15 protein-coding genes are annotated in these 16,214 nt (G+C 69.2%); 10 read left to right on the plus strand and 5 right to left on the minus strand.

The window, feature by feature from the left end:
• The 3 genes from Ahu01nite_RS21560 to Ahu01nite_RS21570 form a co-directional block, all read left to right on the plus strand.
• Nucleotides 1-339: hypothetical protein (locus Ahu01nite_RS21560; protein ID WP_438874808.1), on the plus strand; the 339-nt coding region annotated here is incomplete at its 5' end.
• Between the two features lie 17 nt (nucleotides 340-356).
• The gene (locus tag Ahu01nite_RS21565; protein ID WP_203838389.1) at nucleotides 357-1,187 is read left to right on the plus strand and encodes a nucleotidyltransferase domain-containing protein; all 831 of its coding nucleotides are present in this window, start codon (nucleotides 357-359) and stop codon (nucleotides 1,185-1,187) included.
• Nucleotides 1,184-1,921, plus strand: a complete 738-nt coding sequence (locus Ahu01nite_RS21570; RefSeq protein WP_203838390.1) for a Type 1 glutamine amidotransferase-like domain-containing protein — start codon at nucleotides 1,184-1,186, stop codon at nucleotides 1,919-1,921. Before Ahu01nite_RS21565 ends, Ahu01nite_RS21570 begins: the two co-directional genes overlap by 4 nt.
• On the opposite strand, the gene Ahu01nite_RS21575 is transcribed toward Ahu01nite_RS21570, so the two are convergent.
• From Ahu01nite_RS21575 to Ahu01nite_RS21585, 3 genes are all read right to left on the minus strand, one after another.
• Complete coding sequence (locus Ahu01nite_RS21575) at nucleotides 1,918-5,520, minus strand: ThuA domain-containing protein (protein WP_203838391.1); 3,603 nt, start codon at nucleotides 5,518-5,520, stop codon at nucleotides 1,918-1,920. The genes Ahu01nite_RS21570 and Ahu01nite_RS21575 overlap by 4 nt on opposite strands.
• Before the next feature lie 182 nt (nucleotides 5,521-5,702).
• Nucleotides 5,703-6,065, minus strand: a complete 363-nt coding sequence (locus tag Ahu01nite_RS21580; protein WP_203838392.1) for a PH domain-containing protein — start codon at nucleotides 6,063-6,065, stop codon at nucleotides 5,703-5,705.
• A gap of 25 nt (nucleotides 6,066-6,090) precedes the next feature.
• Nucleotides 6,091-6,402, minus strand: coding sequence for a pterin dehydratase (locus tag Ahu01nite_RS21585; protein ID WP_203838393.1), 312 nt, complete (start codon nucleotides 6,400-6,402; stop codon nucleotides 6,091-6,093).
• A 183-nt stretch (nucleotides 6,403-6,585) separates the two neighbouring features.
• Here Ahu01nite_RS21585 and Ahu01nite_RS21590 point away from each other — a divergent pair, with 183 nt between their 5' ends.
• Nucleotides 6,586-7,023 carry a (deoxy)nucleoside triphosphate pyrophosphohydrolase gene (locus Ahu01nite_RS21590; RefSeq protein ID WP_203838394.1) on the plus strand — a complete coding sequence of 146 codons (438 nt, stop codon included), beginning with the start codon at nucleotides 6,586-6,588 and terminating at the stop codon, nucleotides 7,021-7,023.
• On the opposite strand, the gene Ahu01nite_RS21595 is transcribed toward Ahu01nite_RS21590, so the two are convergent.
• Together Ahu01nite_RS21595 and Ahu01nite_RS21600 are read right to left on the minus strand one after the other, a co-directional pair.
• Nucleotides 6,997-8,538, minus strand: a complete 1,542-nt coding sequence (locus Ahu01nite_RS21595; RefSeq protein WP_239159038.1) for a long-chain-fatty-acid--CoA ligase — start codon at nucleotides 8,536-8,538, stop codon at nucleotides 6,997-6,999. The genes Ahu01nite_RS21590 and Ahu01nite_RS21595 overlap by 27 nt on opposite strands.
• A gap of 2 nt (nucleotides 8,539-8,540) precedes the next feature.
• On the minus strand, nucleotides 8,541-9,713 hold the full coding sequence (locus Ahu01nite_RS21600; RefSeq protein ID WP_203838396.1) for an acyl-CoA dehydrogenase family protein: 1,173 nt from the start codon (nucleotides 9,711-9,713) through the stop codon (nucleotides 8,541-8,543).
• 58 nt (nucleotides 9,714-9,771) lie between these two features.
• On the opposite strand from Ahu01nite_RS21600, the gene Ahu01nite_RS21605 reads away from it, so the two are divergent.
• From Ahu01nite_RS21605 to egtC, 6 genes are all read left to right on the plus strand, one after another.
• Complete coding sequence (locus tag Ahu01nite_RS21605) at nucleotides 9,772-10,401, plus strand: TetR/AcrR family transcriptional regulator (RefSeq protein ID WP_203838397.1); 630 nt, start codon at nucleotides 9,772-9,774, stop codon at nucleotides 10,399-10,401.
• Entirely contained in the window at nucleotides 10,398-11,792 is a 1,395-nt protein-coding gene (locus Ahu01nite_RS21610; RefSeq protein WP_203838398.1) for an aldehyde dehydrogenase family protein, read from the plus strand. Before Ahu01nite_RS21605 ends, Ahu01nite_RS21610 begins: the two co-directional genes overlap by 4 nt.
• Nucleotides 11,789-12,862 (plus strand): alcohol dehydrogenase catalytic domain-containing protein, encoded by a 1,074-nt coding sequence (locus Ahu01nite_RS21615; protein WP_203838399.1) that lies wholly within the window; start codon nucleotides 11,789-11,791, stop codon nucleotides 12,860-12,862. The genes Ahu01nite_RS21610 and Ahu01nite_RS21615 overlap by 4 nt, the downstream gene beginning before the upstream one ends.
• Before the next feature lie 133 nt (nucleotides 12,863-12,995).
• Nucleotides 12,996-14,201: an ergothioneine biosynthesis glutamate--cysteine ligase EgtA gene (gene egtA, locus Ahu01nite_RS21620; RefSeq protein WP_203838400.1), complete on the plus strand. Its 1,206-nt coding sequence runs from the start codon at nucleotides 12,996-12,998 to the stop codon at nucleotides 14,199-14,201.
• A complete protein-coding gene (gene egtB / locus Ahu01nite_RS21625) occupies nucleotides 14,198-15,490 on the plus strand; it encodes an ergothioneine biosynthesis protein EgtB (protein WP_203838401.1) in 1,293 nt (430 codons plus the stop codon). Before egtA ends, egtB begins: the two co-directional genes overlap by 4 nt.
• The gene (gene egtC / locus Ahu01nite_RS21630; RefSeq protein ID WP_203838402.1) at nucleotides 15,483-16,214 is read left to right on the plus strand and encodes an ergothioneine biosynthesis protein EgtC; all 732 of its coding nucleotides are present in this window, start codon (nucleotides 15,483-15,485) and stop codon (nucleotides 16,212-16,214) included. Before egtB ends, egtC begins: the two co-directional genes overlap by 8 nt.

The raw sequence follows: 16,214 nt of genomic DNA on the forward strand, positions 1-16,214 counted from the left end.
GCCGGCCAAAACGACGTGGCCCGCCCTGGCGCCAGCCAAAACGACGCCAGCGGCCAGAACAACGCCAGCCACCCCAACGCCGCCCGCCCCAACGCCGCCCAGCCCAACGCCGCCCGCCCCAACGCCGCCCAGCCCAACGCCGCCCGCCCCAGCGCTGATCGCAACGACGCCGATCGCAACGACGCCGATCGCGACAAGGATGACCGGCGCCGGAGCGACGAGAGGCGCAGTGCGGTCTGTGCGGACGCGTCGAAGTCCCAGGAGGAGCGGGATCTCGATCTGATCAGCGACGCGAACCTCGACGCGAAGCAGCTCACCACCCGGTGCGACAAGCAGTAGGCCTGCATGATGGCGTGATGATCAGTGATGTGCGGCTGACCGGGCTCGCCGAGCGGCTGGTGGCGGTGCCGGGGGTGGCCGGGGTGGTGCTGGGTGGCAGCCGGGCCCGGGGGACGCACACCGCGGACTCCGACACCGATCTCGGCCTGTACTACCGCGGGCCGGTCGACGTTGAGGCGTTGAACGTGCTCGCGCGCGAGGTGGGTGGCCCGGCGGCCCGGGTCACCGCGCCGGGTGAGTGGGGGCCGTGGGTCGACGGCGGGGGCTGGCTGACCGTCGATGGCGGTGCGGTGGACTGGATCTACCGTGATCTTGATCGGGTCGCCGACTGCTGGGCGCGGGCGGAGCGGGGTCACTACGCGTTCCATACGCAGGTGGGCCATCCGCTGGGAGTGGCCGATTTTGCGTACGCGGGGGAAGTGGCCCTCGCCCGGATCCTGGCCGATCCCTCGGGTGAGCTGGCCGACCTGCGGGAACGTGCCAGGGTCTACCCGTCCGCGCTGCGCGACGCCCTCGTGGAGGGCCTGTGGGAGGCCGATTTCCTGGTCGGTGTGGCGGGCAAGGCCGCACCGCGCGGTGATTCCGCGTATATCGCCGGGTGTCTATTTCGAGTCGTCGGTGTCTGCGTCCACGCGTTGCACGGCGCAGCCGGGCGCTGGTTGATCAACGAGAAGGGCGCGGTGGCGTCGGCGGCGGCGCTGCCCGGTGCCCCCGGGCAGTTCAGGGAGCGGGTCGACAGGCTGTTCGCCGGGATCGACGGGGACCCGGTGCATCTGAGTGCCGCGCTGGCCACCGCCGCAGACCTCGTGCTGGAGACGGCCGACGCGTGCGCCATGATGACGCGATGACTGCTGCGGAACCCACGATCCTCGCCACCAGCGCCGGCTTCGAGCGCGGCAGGCACGGAGCCTTCGACATGCGACCCGGTGCGATCCACCATTTCGCGGCCGAGCTCTCCGGGGCGGGTGACACCGCCAAGTTCTGTTTCCTGCATCAGGCGGTGGGTGATCCCGCCGATTGGATCGGCGCGACGTACGCGGCGTTCGCCCGCACCAATTACCAAGCGTCACATCTGCAGCTCTTCCCGATGCCCAACCACGACGACATCCGCGCCCACCTGCTCGATCAGGACGTCATCTGGGTCAACGGCGGCAGCGTCGCGAACCTCGTCGCGGTGTGGCGCGTGCACGGCCTCGACGAGATCCTGCACGAGGCGTGGCAGGCGGGGGTCGTGCTCGGCGGGGTCTCGGCCGGCTCGATCTGCTGGCACACCGGCGGCAGCACGGACAGCTACGGCCGTGACCTGCGCGCGTTCACCGAGGGGCTGGGCTGGCTGCCGTACAGCAACGGCGTGCACTACGACAGTGAGGAGCAGCGCCGCCCGAAGATGCACGAGTTCATCGCGGACGGCACGCTGCCCGATGGTTATGCGACCGACGACGGCGCCGGCCTGGTCTTCCGCGGCACCCGGATGGCCGAGGCGGTGGCGGACAAGGCGGGCCCCCAGGCATACGAGCTGAAGCGGGCAGCGGACGGCACGGTGACCGAGACCCCGCTGCCCACCCGCGTACTCAAATATTAAAGCTCCTTGATCCGCACGTTGCGGAACGAGGCGTTGTCGCCGTCCCCGTGGTTCTGCAGGCCGATGTGGCCGGCGAGGGAGCGGGCCGGGTCGGTGTTGGTGAAATCGTTGATCTTGACGCCGTTGAGGAACACCTGCAGGCGCTCGCTTTCCACGCGCAGCTCGTAGGTGTTCCACTCACCGGGCGGGTTCAGCGCGGCGTCGCGGGCGGCCAGGTCGGCGGCCTTGAACGTGTAGACCGAGCCGGTGGTGCGGTCGTCGGCGTCGGTGGCGTCGATCTGGACCTCGTAGCCGTTGTTGACTGCGGACCACGGGTCGTCCGAGGCCGGGAAGCCCAGGAAGACGCCGGAGTTGTCGTCACCGGCGAGCTTCCAGTCCAGCTTGAGGGAGTAGTCCGTGAACTCCTTCGTCTCGTACCAGTAGAGGCCGAGACCGCCGGTTGAGCTGAGGGTCGCGTCGGTGTTGGTGAAGCCGCCCGGGCCCGCCTGCGACCAGCCGGTTGTCGTGCCGTTGTAGAGCGTGGTGTAGCCGGTTTCGGGCCGGCAGTCGGCGTTGGTCTGCCCGGCTGCGTAGCGGAGGCCGCCGAGCAGGTGGGTGCGGAAGGCCGGGTCGGCGTACGACTCGATGGTGTGCCCGCCGCCGGTGTAGAAGGACCGGCCGTCGTCGAGCGTCTTGCACCAGGCGTGCGGATGGTCGGCACCCATGCCACCGCCGGTGTACGTGCCCTCGTCCAGCGAGGCGAGGACGTGCGCCGTCGACCGGGGGTTGGTGCGGTAGTTGTACCACTCGTCGGTCCGGTTCCAGCGCTGCGGCAGGTGCGCGGTCGCCGCGTGCGCGCGGTCCTCGACGACCACGTCGGCCGGCTGGATCGCCGGGTGCGAGTCGAACCAGGCGCCGACCAGGTCACCGTAGAACGGCCAGTCGTATTCGGTGTCGGCAGCCGCGTGTACGCCCACATAGCCACCCCCGCCCCGGATGTAGCTCTCGAACGCGGTCTGCTGATCGGCGTTCAGCACGTCCCCGGTGGTGTTGAGGAAGACCACCGCGTCGTAGTTCGCGAGGTTCGCCGTCGTGAAGGCGGCCGCGTCCTCGGTCGCGGTAACCGCGAAACCGCCGAGCTCCTTGATGGCCTGGACGCCCGCCGCGATGGAGTCGTGCCGGAATCCGGCGGTCTTCGAGAAGACGAGTACGCCGGGTTCGTCACCGGAGTTGAGCGTGAACGAGTCCACATCGAACAGGGCGCCGCTGCCGCCCGCGAACGTCAGATAGAGCGGCCCGGTGCTCGCCGGGGCACCGCTGATCGGCCCGGTGACGTCGATGAACGTTTCCCAGCTGCCGGTCACCGGGACGGTGGCCGAGCCGATGATCGTGCCGGTCGGCGAGCCGGTGCGGAACTGCAGCGTGCCACCGGCCCCACCGGAGGAGACCCGGGCGGTGAACGACGTGGCGGTGTCCAGCCGGTACGGCTCGAACGAGACCCAGTCCCCGTTGTCCACATTGCCGACCGTCCGGCCACCCTCGGCCTGCGTCTTGCTGATCGGGTCGACGCCCGAGGAGGCCTTGTAGTGCTCGGCCTGGCGGTGCCGGGGCTGCAGGGTGTGCTGGGTGTGCGTGGTCAGGCCACCGGAGTCGGTGTACTGCGCGTCGAAGATCGCGAAGATGTTCGCCGCCGAGTCGTGCTCGCCGTCGACCGGGATCGTGATCTCGCCGGTGCACCCGTTCTGTGACGTGATCTGGTGACCGTGGCTGTCGTGGCCCAGCACGTAGGTCATCGTCACCTTGGTGCAGTCGATCGAGTCGTCCTCGGGGTCGGTGACTGTGATGTCGAACGGGACGGTGTCGCCGTAGGAGAAGAGTGCGCCGTTCGCCGGGGCGTTGACGGTGACCGTCGGCGCGGTGTTGCCGACCGTGATCGTCACGCTCGATGTGCCTGTCAGGCCCTCGGCGTCGGTCACGGTGAGCACAGCTGTGGGCGTACCCTCCGCTGTGTAGGTCTTTGCAGGGTTGGCCTCGGTGGAAGTGGTGCCGTCGCCGAAGTCCCAGGAGTAGGTCAGCGGGCCACCCTCGGGGTCGGACGAGCCGGCCGAGGAGAACTCGACGGTCAGCGGGGCCTGGCCGTTGGTGACGTTCGCCGCCGCGGCCGCGGTCGGTGCCCGGTTGGAGCCGGCCAGGTAGTCGAAGCGGTAGAGCGCCGAGTTGGCGTCGCCGTTGAAGTAGCCGGTGCCGTAATCGAGGACGTAGAGCGAGCCCTCGGGGCCGAACGCCATGTCCATGACCTGCTTGCCCACCCAGGGGAAGGCCGAGATCTCGCCGGGGGAACCGTCCGCGGCGACGTCGATCGGCTTGATCCAGCCGCGGCCGAACTCGGCGGCGAAGAAGTGCCCGTCGAAGGACTGCGGGAACTTCGTGGGGGAGTCGAGGGCCGGGTCGAAGTGGTAGACCGGGCCGCCCATCGGTGACTCGGAGCCGCCGCCGAACTCGGGTGGGGTCCCGCTGTCGCCGCCGTACTTGATCCACGCGGGACGGGCCGCGGGCAGCGTCTCCAGGCCGGTGTTACGGAACGAGTTGTTGACAGGGCCGCCCGCACAGTCGTACTTCGCGCCGCTGGTGCCGGTGTCGAAGTCCCATTCGTTGTACGTCTCCGAGTTCGTGTTCGCGCCGGTGCAGTACGGCCAGCCGTAGTTGCCCGCGCTGGTGATCCGGTTGAACTCCACCTGCCCGCCGGGACCCCGCGCGGGATCCGTCGCACCCGCGTCCGGGCCGTAGTCGCCCAGGTAGACGACGCCGGTCGCCTTGTCGACGCTCATCCGGAACGGGTTGCGGAAGCCCATCGCGTAGATCTCGGGACGGGTCTTCGCGGTGCCCTCGGCGAACAGGTTGCCGTCGGGGATCGTGTACGACCCGTCCGCCCCGACCTTGATCCGCAGCACCTTGCCCCGCAGGTCGTTGGTGTTGCCGGCGCTGCGCTGGGCGTCGTACGCGGGATTGCGGTCCGCCCGCTCGTCGATCGGCGCGTAGCCGGCCGAGTCAAACGGGTTGGAGTCGTCGCCGGTGGACAGATAGAGGTTGCCGGCCGCGTCGAAGTCGATGTCGCCGCCGACATGACAGCACAAACCCCGATCGGCGGGTACGTCGAGCACGTCCACCTTGCTCGCGGCGTCCAGCGTGAAGTCGGCGTTGAGGGCGTACCGGGAGAGCCGGTTGACACCCTGCCAGGCCGACCAGTCGCTGCCGGTGGCCGGAGCGTCGCCGCCGGGGGTGGTCAGCGGCGGCGCGTAGTAGAGGTAGATCTGCCGGTTCGTGGCGAACCCGGGGTCGACGCCGACGCCCTGCAACCCCTCCTCGTCGTGCTGGTAGACGGGGAGGGTGCCGACGAGGGTGGTGGTGCCGTTCGCATCGGTACGCCGCAACGCGCCGTTACGCGCTGTGTGCAGCACCGAGCGGTCGGGGAGAACCGCGATCGCCATCGGCTCGCCGACCTCGTCGACGCCCTTGGCAAGGGTGACCTGCTGATAGTCGGCCGGGTCGGCGTCGGGAGCCTGGTGTGGAACGACGAACAGGGCGGCGGTCAGCAGAGCAGCCGCGGGAAAAGAGAGCATGGGCGGGGATCCCTTCCTCTTTGTTACAGGCGTGTGACGCTAGTAACGGAAGGGGCGCTTTCGCCCGAGAGGAATCAACTTTCGTCTATGAAGCAAAAAGGTGCGCCACCCGTGGTGGGTGACGCACCTTTGGGCCAGTATGCGCAGTGCAGGACGGGCCAGTATGCGCAGTGCAGGATGGGTCAGGATGCGTAGTGCAGGATCACGTTGTGGGCGTGATGGGTCTTCTCCGAGCCCCGGAACTCGACCTCGTAGGTGTGCTGCCCGACGGTGATCGCGATGGTGCCGGTGGAGAAGTACTGGCCGACGAAGCTCTTGTTGCTGACCACGCTCACCGAGCTGATCTTCGAGTAGGGGATGCTCGTGATCGCGAAGCGCTTACCGGCGAACGACTTGTCCTGGATGATCACCCGGCGGGTGGTGAGGCCGAGGAAGCCGGTGCCGACGCCGACCGCGTCGTACACCGCGATGATCTGCTCGCCCTCGAGCAGACCGGACTCGATCTGCTCGAACTGGCCCTTGCTGTCGTACACGGGTGCCGTCATGGCCACCAAGATTACTGAGCCACCGCTACTGACGGCCCACCACGGTGCGATACGCGTCCTCGATGCGGGCCGCGAGCGTGACCTCACCGTCGGTGATCGCGTCGCCGTCGGGCTGCCCCAGCAGGATCTGGGTGTGACCGGCCGTCCGGTTGATCCGGGGCCGCAGGCGCAGCGTGTCCGCCGCTACCTTTATTCTCTCCGTCAGATCGGCGTGCTGACTGTCGTCGCACGGGAGCTCGCGTTTGAGCTGAACGCCGTCCTGCGTCCAGCCGCCGAGCACCGCGAGCGCATCGCTCAAGTAATCGGAGCGGACACCCCGTGATTTCCTGCCCCGCATGAACCGCACCTCCCTGGCGTCGTTGCAGGCTTGTGGCCAAACTGTCGCCGTGTCGTCATGGTCGGTGCCCCCAGTCTTGTCTTCGTCGTCAACTATGTCCACGCCCACATATCCGTGTTTGCGTGACGATCGGGACGCATCGTTCAACCTGTTCGGTTAACTTTTGTGGCACGCTCTTGGCTCATGCCCCTTGGACAGCCTGCCGGCGGCCGCCAACTACCGAGAGTAATTGTGGCTGCGGTGATCGTCACTGACGGACGTGTACTGGCATGCGAGCGCTCAGCTCCGCCCGAGGCGGCAGGCAAGTGGGAGTTCCCGGGCGGCAAGGTCGAGCCCGGTGAGACCGACGCCGCCGCGCTGGCCCGCGAGTGCGCGGAGGAGCTGGGCGTGCGGGTGAAGGTGGGGGCCAGGGTGGGCCCGGACGTACCGCTGGCGCACGGCCGCGCCGTCCTGCGCGTCTTCGAGGTGACGCTGCTGGACGGCGACGAGCCGCGCGCCCTGGAGCACACAGCCATGCGCTGGCTGGCGGCGGACGAGCTGGACAGCGTGCCGTGGCTGCCGGCCGACCGCCCGATCGTGGCCGAGCTGCCGGCGCTACTGTCCGCCGATCGTCCGGCGTAGCTCCCGCTTCAGCACCTTGAAGCTCGGGCCCATCGGAAGCTGCTCGACGAAGCGGACCTTGCGCGGGTACTTGTGCTTGCCGAGCCGCTCCTTCGACCACTCGATCAGCTCGTCGGCGCTGAGAGCGGTGTTCTCGCCCTGGTCAGGGACGATGACCGCCATGATCTCCTCGCCGTGCACCGGGTCGGCCACGCCGATCACCGCGACCTGGACGACGCCGGGATGCCGCGCCAGCGCCTCCTCGACCTCGCGCGGGTAGACGTTGAACCCGCCACGGATGATCAGGTCCTTCTTGCGGTCGACGATGGTGATGAAGCCCTCGGCGTCCTTGGTGCCCAGATCGCCGCTGCGGAACCAGCCGTCGACGACCGCCTCGGCGGTGTCCTCGGGCCGGTTCAGATAGCCGGCGAAGACGTTGTGACCGCGGATCACGATCTCGCCGAGCGTGCCGGTGGGCAGTAGCTCGATCCGGTCATCGAGCTCCGGGCGGGCGATCTCCACCTCGACGCCCCAGATCGCGTGGCCGATCGTGCCGGCTCTCGTGCCGAACGCCGGCTGGTTGGTCGTGGCGGTCGGTGAGGTCTCCGACAGGCCGTACCCCTCGTAGATCTTCGCGTTGAAAGTCTCGCCGAACTTCTCCAGGACGGCCACGGGCAGTGACGCACCGCCTGAAACGCAGAGTCGCAGCGCCGGGAGCGTGTCCGCCTTCGCGGCAGCCTCCAGCAAGGCGATGTACATCGTCGGAACGCCATGGAAGACGGTCACGTTCTCGCGCACCATCAGGTCGACGGCGGCCTCCCCGGTGAACCGCGCGAGCAGCACGAGCGTCCCGCCGAACCGGAAGGTGCCGTTCATGCCGACGGTCTGGCCGAACGTGTGGAACAGCGGCAGGCAGCCCATCACCACGTCGTCGGTGCGCACCTCGTTGGCGTCGAAGACGTTCACCGTCGCGTTCATGACCAGGTTGAGATGGGTGAGCAGCGCACCCTTCGGCTCCCCGGTCGTCCCGCTGGTGTAGAAGACGACCGCGACGTCCTCGGCCTCGCGGGACACGTACGTCGGCAGCGCCTCCACCGCGGCTGCGGCGTCCTCCAGTCGCTGCGGCGCCCCGGGCAGGTCCGGGGGCAGCGGGCCGACACTCGCCAGCTTGGTGCCGGCCTTGTGCGCGGCGGTCGAGGCCGTCTGCAGCTGACTGGAGTGCGTCACGAGCAGGTCGGTGCCGCTGTCGCGCAGGACGTACGCCATCTCCTCGGCCGTGAGCAGCAGGTGCACCGGCACGACCCGGGCGCCGACCGCGAGGGCCGCGTAGTAGACCCGGGGGAAGTCGGTGAGGTTGGGGATGAGCATCGCCACGGTGTCGCCGGGGCCGATGCCGAGCTCGCGCAGGCCGGCGGCGTACGCCAGGGACTGGTGCCAGAGCTCGCGATACGTGGTGCGCAACGGCCCGTCGACCACCGCCACCTTGTCCGGATACTTGCGTGCACCTTCGGCCAATACAGCGGCCAACGACAACATTGTCACGCTAAGTGCCCTCCGATCTTGGTGTACCCGCGGAGCAGATCGCGGGAGATGATGAGGCGCTGCATCTCGTCGGTGCCCTCGTAGATGCGCATCAGGCGGACCTGGCGGTACCAGCGCTCGATCGGCAGCTCACGGGTGTAGCCCATGCCGCCGTGCACCTGCATGACCCGGTCCACCACGTTGTTGACCATCTGGGCGCCGAACAGCTTGGCCATCGAGGACGAGTGCCGCATGTCCCAGCCCTGGTCGACGGTCCACGCCGCGCGCAGGATCAGCCAGCGGGCCGCCTCGATCTCGACCTCGGAGTCCGCGATCATCCACTGGATGGCCTGGTTCTCACCGATCTTGCGGCCGAACGTCTCGCGGGTGTTCGCGTAGTCGACCGCCATGCCCAGCGCCCGCTCGGCGATGCCGAGCGCCTGCGACGGGATCAGGTAGCGGCCCTTGCCGATCCACTTCATGCCCAACTCGAAGCCCTGCCCGATCTCGCCGAGAATGTTGCGGGCCGGAACCCGCACGTCCTCGAAGATCAACGAGGCGGGGCCGCCTTCGCCCATGGTCTGGATGAACTCGGAGCGCCAGCCCATGTCCCGGTCGACCAGGAACGCCGTGGTGCCGCCGCCGCGCACGCCCTTCTCCCGGTCGGTGACCGCGACGACGATGACGAAGTCCGCATCGTTGCCGTTGGTGATGAACGTCTTCTCGCCGTTGAGCACCCAGTCGTCGCCGTCCTGGCGGGCGCTGAGCTTGATGTTCGCCGCGTCCGAGCCGGCGCCGGGCTCGGTGATGGCGAAGCAGGAGATCCGCTCGCCCTCGATCGTGGGGATCAGGTATTCCTGCTTCTGCGCCTCGTTCGCGTAGTACAGGATGTTGTCAGCGTCGCCGCCGAACTTGAACTGGATGAAGGTCCGGCCGACCTCGGTCACGATCAGCGACTGCATGACCGCCGGCAGGTTCATCCCGCCGTACTCCTCCGGGGTCGACAGTCCCCAGAAGCCGAACTTCTTCGCCTTCTGCTGCAGCTCGCGCAGCTCGTTAAGCTCCAGGCCAGGCTGGTGGTTGCGCTCGCGGCGCAGTGCCTCCTGCTCGAGCGGCATGACTTCACGGGTGATGAACTGGCGAGCTGTGTCACGGACAGCCCGCTCTTCGTCGCTGAGTGAAAAGTCCACGTGCTAAAACTAGCGGTGTAAGTTTTCCGGAGTAAAGAGTTTCAGGAGTGTTAAAACGGTGGCCCGTCCGAGACACACCCTGCTCTCCCGCGATCGCATTGTCGACGTGGCGAGCAAGCTGGTCGACGCTGAAGGGCTGGAGGCCGTCTCGGTCCGGCGGCTCGCCACCGAGCTGGGTGTGGCCGGGCCATCGCTCTACAACCATTTCCCCACCAAGGCCGACATCCTCGACGCGGTGGCCGACGCGGTCATCGCCCAGGTCGACGTGTCCTTCTTCGCCACCCATGAGTGGCAGGAGGCGCTGCGGCTCTGGGCGCACTCGTACCACGCGGTGCTCTCCGCGCACCCGAACGTCGTGCCGGTGCTGGCCCAGGGTCCCGGGCGCCGCCCGGCCGCGCTGGCCATGGCCGACACGGTCTACGGCGGGCTCATCGATGCCGGCTGGCCGCCCGCCCGGGCGACCCACATCGGCGCGCTGATGCGTTACCTGGTCACCGGCTCGGCCCTGGGCTCGTTCGCCCTGGGCTTCGACGAGGACCCGCAGTTGTACGCCGAGCGCTACCCCCACCTGCGCGACGCCCACCTGCTCGCCGAGCACCGCCGCAGCGTGGACGAGGGGGCGTTCGCGCTCGGCCTGGAAACCGTGATCACAGGTCTGACAGTCATGAAGGACGGAGTGCTGCGATGAACCGGGACAGCCTTTACCTCGGCGGCCGATGGGTCCCCGCGAACTCGGGGGCCACCATCCCGGTGGAGAACCCCGCCACCGAGGAGATCATCGCCCACGTGCCGGCCGGTAACGCCGAGGACGTGGAGCGCGCGGTGACCGCCGCGACCGCCGCGTTCGACGACTGGTCGCGCACCCCGATGGCCGAGCGCGGCGCGATGCTCGGCAAACTGCACGAGGCGCTCGCCTCGCGCGCCGATGAGATCGCCCGGACCGTCGGGCTCGAGCTCGGCACGCCGCTCAAGGTCGCGAAGGCGGTCCAGGCAGGACTCCCCCTCGCGGTTCTTCGTGGGTACGCCGACCTGGCCGCGAATCCGGCCCCCGAGGAGACGATCGGCCACTCGCTCATCGCGCGGGAACCGGCCGGCGTGGTCGGCGCGATCACGCCCTGGAACTACCCGCTGCACCAGGTCGTCGCGAAGGTGGCCGCCGCCCTCGCCGCGGGCTGCACGGTGGTCCTGAAGCCGAGCGAGCTGACGCCGCTCGTGGCCTATCTGCTCTTCGACGCGGCGGACGAGGCGGGCCTGCCCGACGGGGTGCTCAACCTGGTCACCGGCACCGGCGCTGAGGTCGGCGCGGCGATCGCCGGGCACCCGGGCATCGACATGGTGTCCTTCACCGGCTCCACGGCGACCGGCCGGGCCATCTCGCACGCGGCGGCGGACCGGATCGCCCGGGTCTCGCTCGAGCTCGGTGGCAAATCCGCCAACATCATCCTCGCGGACGCCGACCTCACGAAGGCGGTGAAGGTGGGCGTGGGCAACGCCTTCCTCAACTCCGGGCAGACGTGCACGGCGTGGACGCGGATGCTGGTGCACCGCGACCTCTATGACTCCGCCGTTTCGCTGGCCGCTGACGCCGCTGCTGCGTACACGACCGGCGATCCGTTCGACTCCGGTACGCGGATGGGCCCGCTCGTCTCGGCCGCGCAGCGCGAACGGGTGCAGGGCTTCATCTCCAGGGCGGGTGCACGGATGGTCGCGGGCGATGCGGGCATACCCGAAAAGGGCTATTTTGTTGCCCCCACGGTCTTCGCCGACGTCGACCCCGGCAGCGAGCTCGCGCAGGAGGAGATCTTCGGCCCGGTCCTGTCGATCATCGCGTTCGACGATGACGAGGACGCCGTACGCATCGCGAACAACTCCCGCTACGGCCTGGCAGGCGGAGTCTGGGGTACGCCCGACCGCGCCCTCGCCGTGGCCCGCCGCCTGCGCACCGGAGCGGTCGACGTGAACGGCGCGTCCTTCAACCCGGTGGCCCCGTTCGGCGGCTACAAACAGTCCGGCATCGGCCGCGAGCTGGGCGTCCACGGCCTCGCCGAGTTCCAGCAGACCAAGGCGATCCAGCGATGAAGGCCCTGGTCGTACGCGCCGCGGGCCTGGCGCCTTCCGTCGAGGAGATCCGGCTCCCCGAGGTGGGAGCGGGCCAGATCCGGGTACGCATCCGCGCGGCCGGCGTCTGCCACTCCGACCTGTCCATGGTCAACGGGACCCTGAACCCGCCGTACCCCCTGGTCCTGGGGCACGAGGCCGCGGGCGAGGTCGTCGAGATCGGCCCCGACGTCACCCGGGTGCCGGTCGGCGCGCACGTCGCGCTGAACTGGTCGCCGCCCTGCCGCACCTGCTGGTTCTGCGAGAACGGCGAGCCGTGGCTCTGCGCCACCGCTAACATCGCGGCGCTGGAGAACGGCAGCACGCTCGATGGGGCTCCGCTGCAGGTGGCGCTGGGGCTGGGTGCGTTCGCGGAGGAAGTTGTGGTGCCTGCTCACGCGGTGATCGAGGTGCCGTCCTCGCTCGCATGGGAGAGCGCGGCGCTGCTGGGGTGCGCTGTCCTCACCGGTACGGGAGCCGTCCGCAACACGGCCGGCGTCAGGTCCGGGGACTCGGTGCTGGTGATCGGGCTCGGTGGCGTCGGGCTGTCCGTGGTCGCGGCCGCGCGGGCTGCGGGTGCTTCGTCGGTGATCGCGGTTGACGTGTCCGCCGCGAAGAAGGCGCTGGCCGAGGCCGCGGGTGCCACGGACTTCATCGTCTCGGGCGACACGCTGTCCAAGGACGTGCGCGTGCTGACCGGTGGGCGTGGCGCTGACCATTCGTTCGAGTGTGTGGGGCGCTCGGGGACAATTCGGGCAGCCTGGCGGGCTACGCGGCGCGGTGGCCAGGTCACGGTTGTCGGCATGGGCCGGGGCGATGACATGGTTCAGCTGAGCGCGCTCGAGATCTTCAGCTCCGCGCGTACGTTGCGGGCCTCGGTCTATGGCTCCTCCGACCCGGACCTCGAGGTGCCGCAGTTGGCTCAGGACGTGCTGACCGGGGCACTGAAGCTGGACCATCTGGTCACCGACCGGATCACGCTTGCCGAAGTTCCCGTGGCGTTCGAGCGGATGACCCGGGGAGAGGGTGCGCGCTCCGTCGTGACTTTCTGACTGTCCGTCGGCGCGCCTGGTCAGCCAGGTGCGCCGACGTGACGGTTCTTACGAATCTGAAGCTGCGCTCGTAATGCGGGCTATCGAAACATGTGTGTATCGTCGCGAAGGGGTCACTACCGCTAGGAGGGTGATGACTACTTCGAGTAACGAGACGGTGCTGCGGCGTACAACCGACGCTCTGGAGCACGTCTCGGGGATCTGTTTCAAGACCGGGCCGCCATCGCGGGTCGGTGTTGAGCTGGAATGGACCACCCACTACAGCGATCAACCAGCGGCCGCGCTGCGGGTCTCCGATCTTCGGAGGGCGCTCGGGCCGCACGCACCCACCACGCTCGGCAATCCCGATCCTGTGCCGCTCCCGGGCGGCGGCACGGTAACCCTTGAGCCCGGCGGCCAGATCGAGATCTCCTCGGCGACGGCCCGCGATCTCGCCACGCTGTACGACGTGGTCGGCAACGATCAGCAGTACCTGGTCGAGTTGCTGGCCCGCGGCGGGCTCTCCCTCGGTGAACGCGGTATCGACCCGCACCGCGAGCCACAGCGAATCCTCGACACCCCCCGGTATGCGGCGATGGAGCACGCCTTCGACGAGGCCGGGCGCACGATGATGGGCAGCACCGCGGGTTTCCAGGTCTGCCTGGACGCGGGCACGGAGAGCCAGGTCGGCGCGCGCTGGGACACCGTGCACGCCGTGGGGCCCGCGCTTGTTGCCGCTTTTGCCACGTCCCGGGTGCATGCCGGCCGGGACACCGGCTGGGCCAGTGGGCGGATGGCCGCGTGGTACGGCATCGATCCTCGCCGGAGCGGTCCGGTGGGGGGCAAGGACGATTGGCCACGCTATGCGCTCGAGGCGCCACTTCTCTGCGTACGCAGGGACAGCGGTCGCTGGGAGGCACCCGCCGGCGTCACGTTCGCCGACTGGATCAACGGCGCCCTCGGCAGCAACCGGCCCACGATCGACGACCTGGACTATCACCTGACCACCCTGTTCCCACCGGTACGCCCGCGTGGGTATCTGGAGGTCCGCTACCTCGACACGCAGCCCGGGCTGGAGTGGATCGCGCCCGCCGCGGTGCTCTGCGCGTTGTTCGCCGACGATGCCGTCACGGACGCCGCTCGTGACCTGGCCGCGCCCGCCGAGGGCCGGTGGGTGGAGGCGGCCCGCGACGGGCTGGCCGACCCCGCGGTGGCTGCCGCCGCTTTTGATCTCGCCGATCTCGCCTGCCGTCGTCTGGACAGCACCGGGCTGTCCCGGGAACTGCAGGACACGGTCGCCGACATCGTGGATCGCCGCCTGCACGGCGTCGGTTCCCCACGGAAGGACCTGCATCGATGACCGACAAGAACAAGGTCGCCGCCGAGCTGGAGCGGGCGCGGCAGCGGACCGTGCTGCTCACCGAGGCGGTTGATGACGCCGATCTCGTACGCCAGCACTCGCCGATCATGTCCCCGCTCGTCTGGGACCTAGCCCACGTGGGCAACCAGGAGGAGCTCTGGCTCGTCCGCGACGTCGGCGGCCGGGAACCGGTGCGCCGCGACATCGACGAGCTCTACGACGCCTTCAAGCACTCACGCCGCGACCGGACCGCGTTGCCGCTGCTCAGCCCGCAGGAAGCGCGCAAATACGTGGGGCAGGTCCGGGACAAGGCCATGGACGTGCTCGACCGGGTCCGGCTGGACGGAAGCCGGCTCGCCGCGGACGGGTTCGCGTTCGGGATGATCGTGCAGCACGAGCAGCAGCACGACGAGACGATGCTCGCGACCCATCAGCTGCGGCTCGGCGCGCCCGTTCTCGAAGCGCCCGCGCCGCCGCAGGCCACCAGCAAGATCACCGGTGAGGTCCTGGTTCCGGCCGGTTCCTTCACCATGGGTACGGACACCGAGCCCTGGGCACTGGACAACGAGCGCCCCGCCCACGCCGTGCACGTCGACGCGTTCTACATCGACGCCGCTCCGACGACCAACGGGGAGTACGCCGACTTCATCGCGGCGGGCGGATACGACGAACCGAGTTGGTGGAGCGAGCGCGGCTGGGCCCATCGCCAGGAGGCGGGCCTCACGGCGCCTCAGCACTGGCAGCGTGACGGCGACGGGTGGGCGTACACCCGGTTCGGCCGCACGCAGCGCATCATCGACGACGAGCCGGTGGTGCACGTCTGCTTCTTCGAGGCACAGGCGTACGCGACATGGGCGGGCAAGCGCCTCCCGACCGAGCCGGAATGGGAGAAGGCTGCCCGCTTCGACCCGGCCACCGGGCGCTCACGCCGCTACCCGTGGGGTGACGAGCCGCCGGAGACGCGACACGCCAACCTGGGCCAGCGGCACCTCGCCCCGGCACCCGCCGGGGCGTACCCGGAAGGGGCCTCACCGCTCGGTGTGCACCAGCTGATCGGTGACGTCTGGGAGTGGGTCGACTCCGACTTCTACGGCTACCCGGGGTTCAGCATGTTCCCGTACGAGGAGTATTCGCAGGTCTTCTTTGGCGGCGACTACAAGATCCTGCGGGGCGGCTCGTTCGGCACCGACGCGGCAGCCGTGCGGGGTACGTTCCGCAACTGGGACCACCCGATCCGCCGGCAGATCTTCAGCGGTTTCCGGTGCGCCCGTGATGCGGCCGATGTGTAGGCACCTGGCCTATCTCGGCACCCCGATCAAGCTGTCCGAGCTGCTGTTCGATCCGCCGAACGCCCTGGTGCGCCAATCCTGGGCACCGCGCGACATGCGTGGCGGCGGCACGATCAACGCGGACGGTTTCGGCGTGGCGTGGGGAACCACCCGGTTCCGCAGTGCGATGCCGATGTGGTCGGACACGGCACTGCCCCAGCTCGCGGCGACAACCGTGAGCGGGGTGGTGCTGGCCGCCGTACGGTCCGCGACCGTGGGTATGCCCGTGACCGAGACCGCCAGCGCACCCTTCCAGGAGGGGCGCTGGCTCTTCAGCCACAACGGCGTGGTGCGGGGCTGGCCCGGGAGCATCGCCAAGCTCGCGAGCCGGCTGCCGACCACGGACCTGATGACGCTGGACGCCCCGACGGACAGCGCCGTGCTCTGGGCGCTGATCCGGGACCGCCTGCGGGCCGGGATCTCCCTGGCCGCCGCGGTGACCGAAGTGGTGGCGGAGGTCGAGGCCGCCGCTCCGGAATCCCGGCTCAACCTGCTGCTGACCGACGGCTCGCAGATCGTGGCGACGACGGTCGGTCATTCCCTCAGCTTCTGCAAAAGGGCGGACGCCGTCCTCGTCAGCTCCGAACCGCTCGACGACGCGCCGGGCTGGGAGCCCGTGCCCGATCGGCATCTGCTCGTCGCAACCCCGTCCGAAGTCACCCGCACCCCGCTAGGGAGAGCCTGA

The sequence above is a fragment of the Winogradskya humida genome (assembly GCF_016862215.1).
Taxonomy (GTDB): Bacteria; Actinomycetota; Actinomycetes; order Mycobacteriales; family Micromonosporaceae; genus Actinoplanes; species Actinoplanes humidus.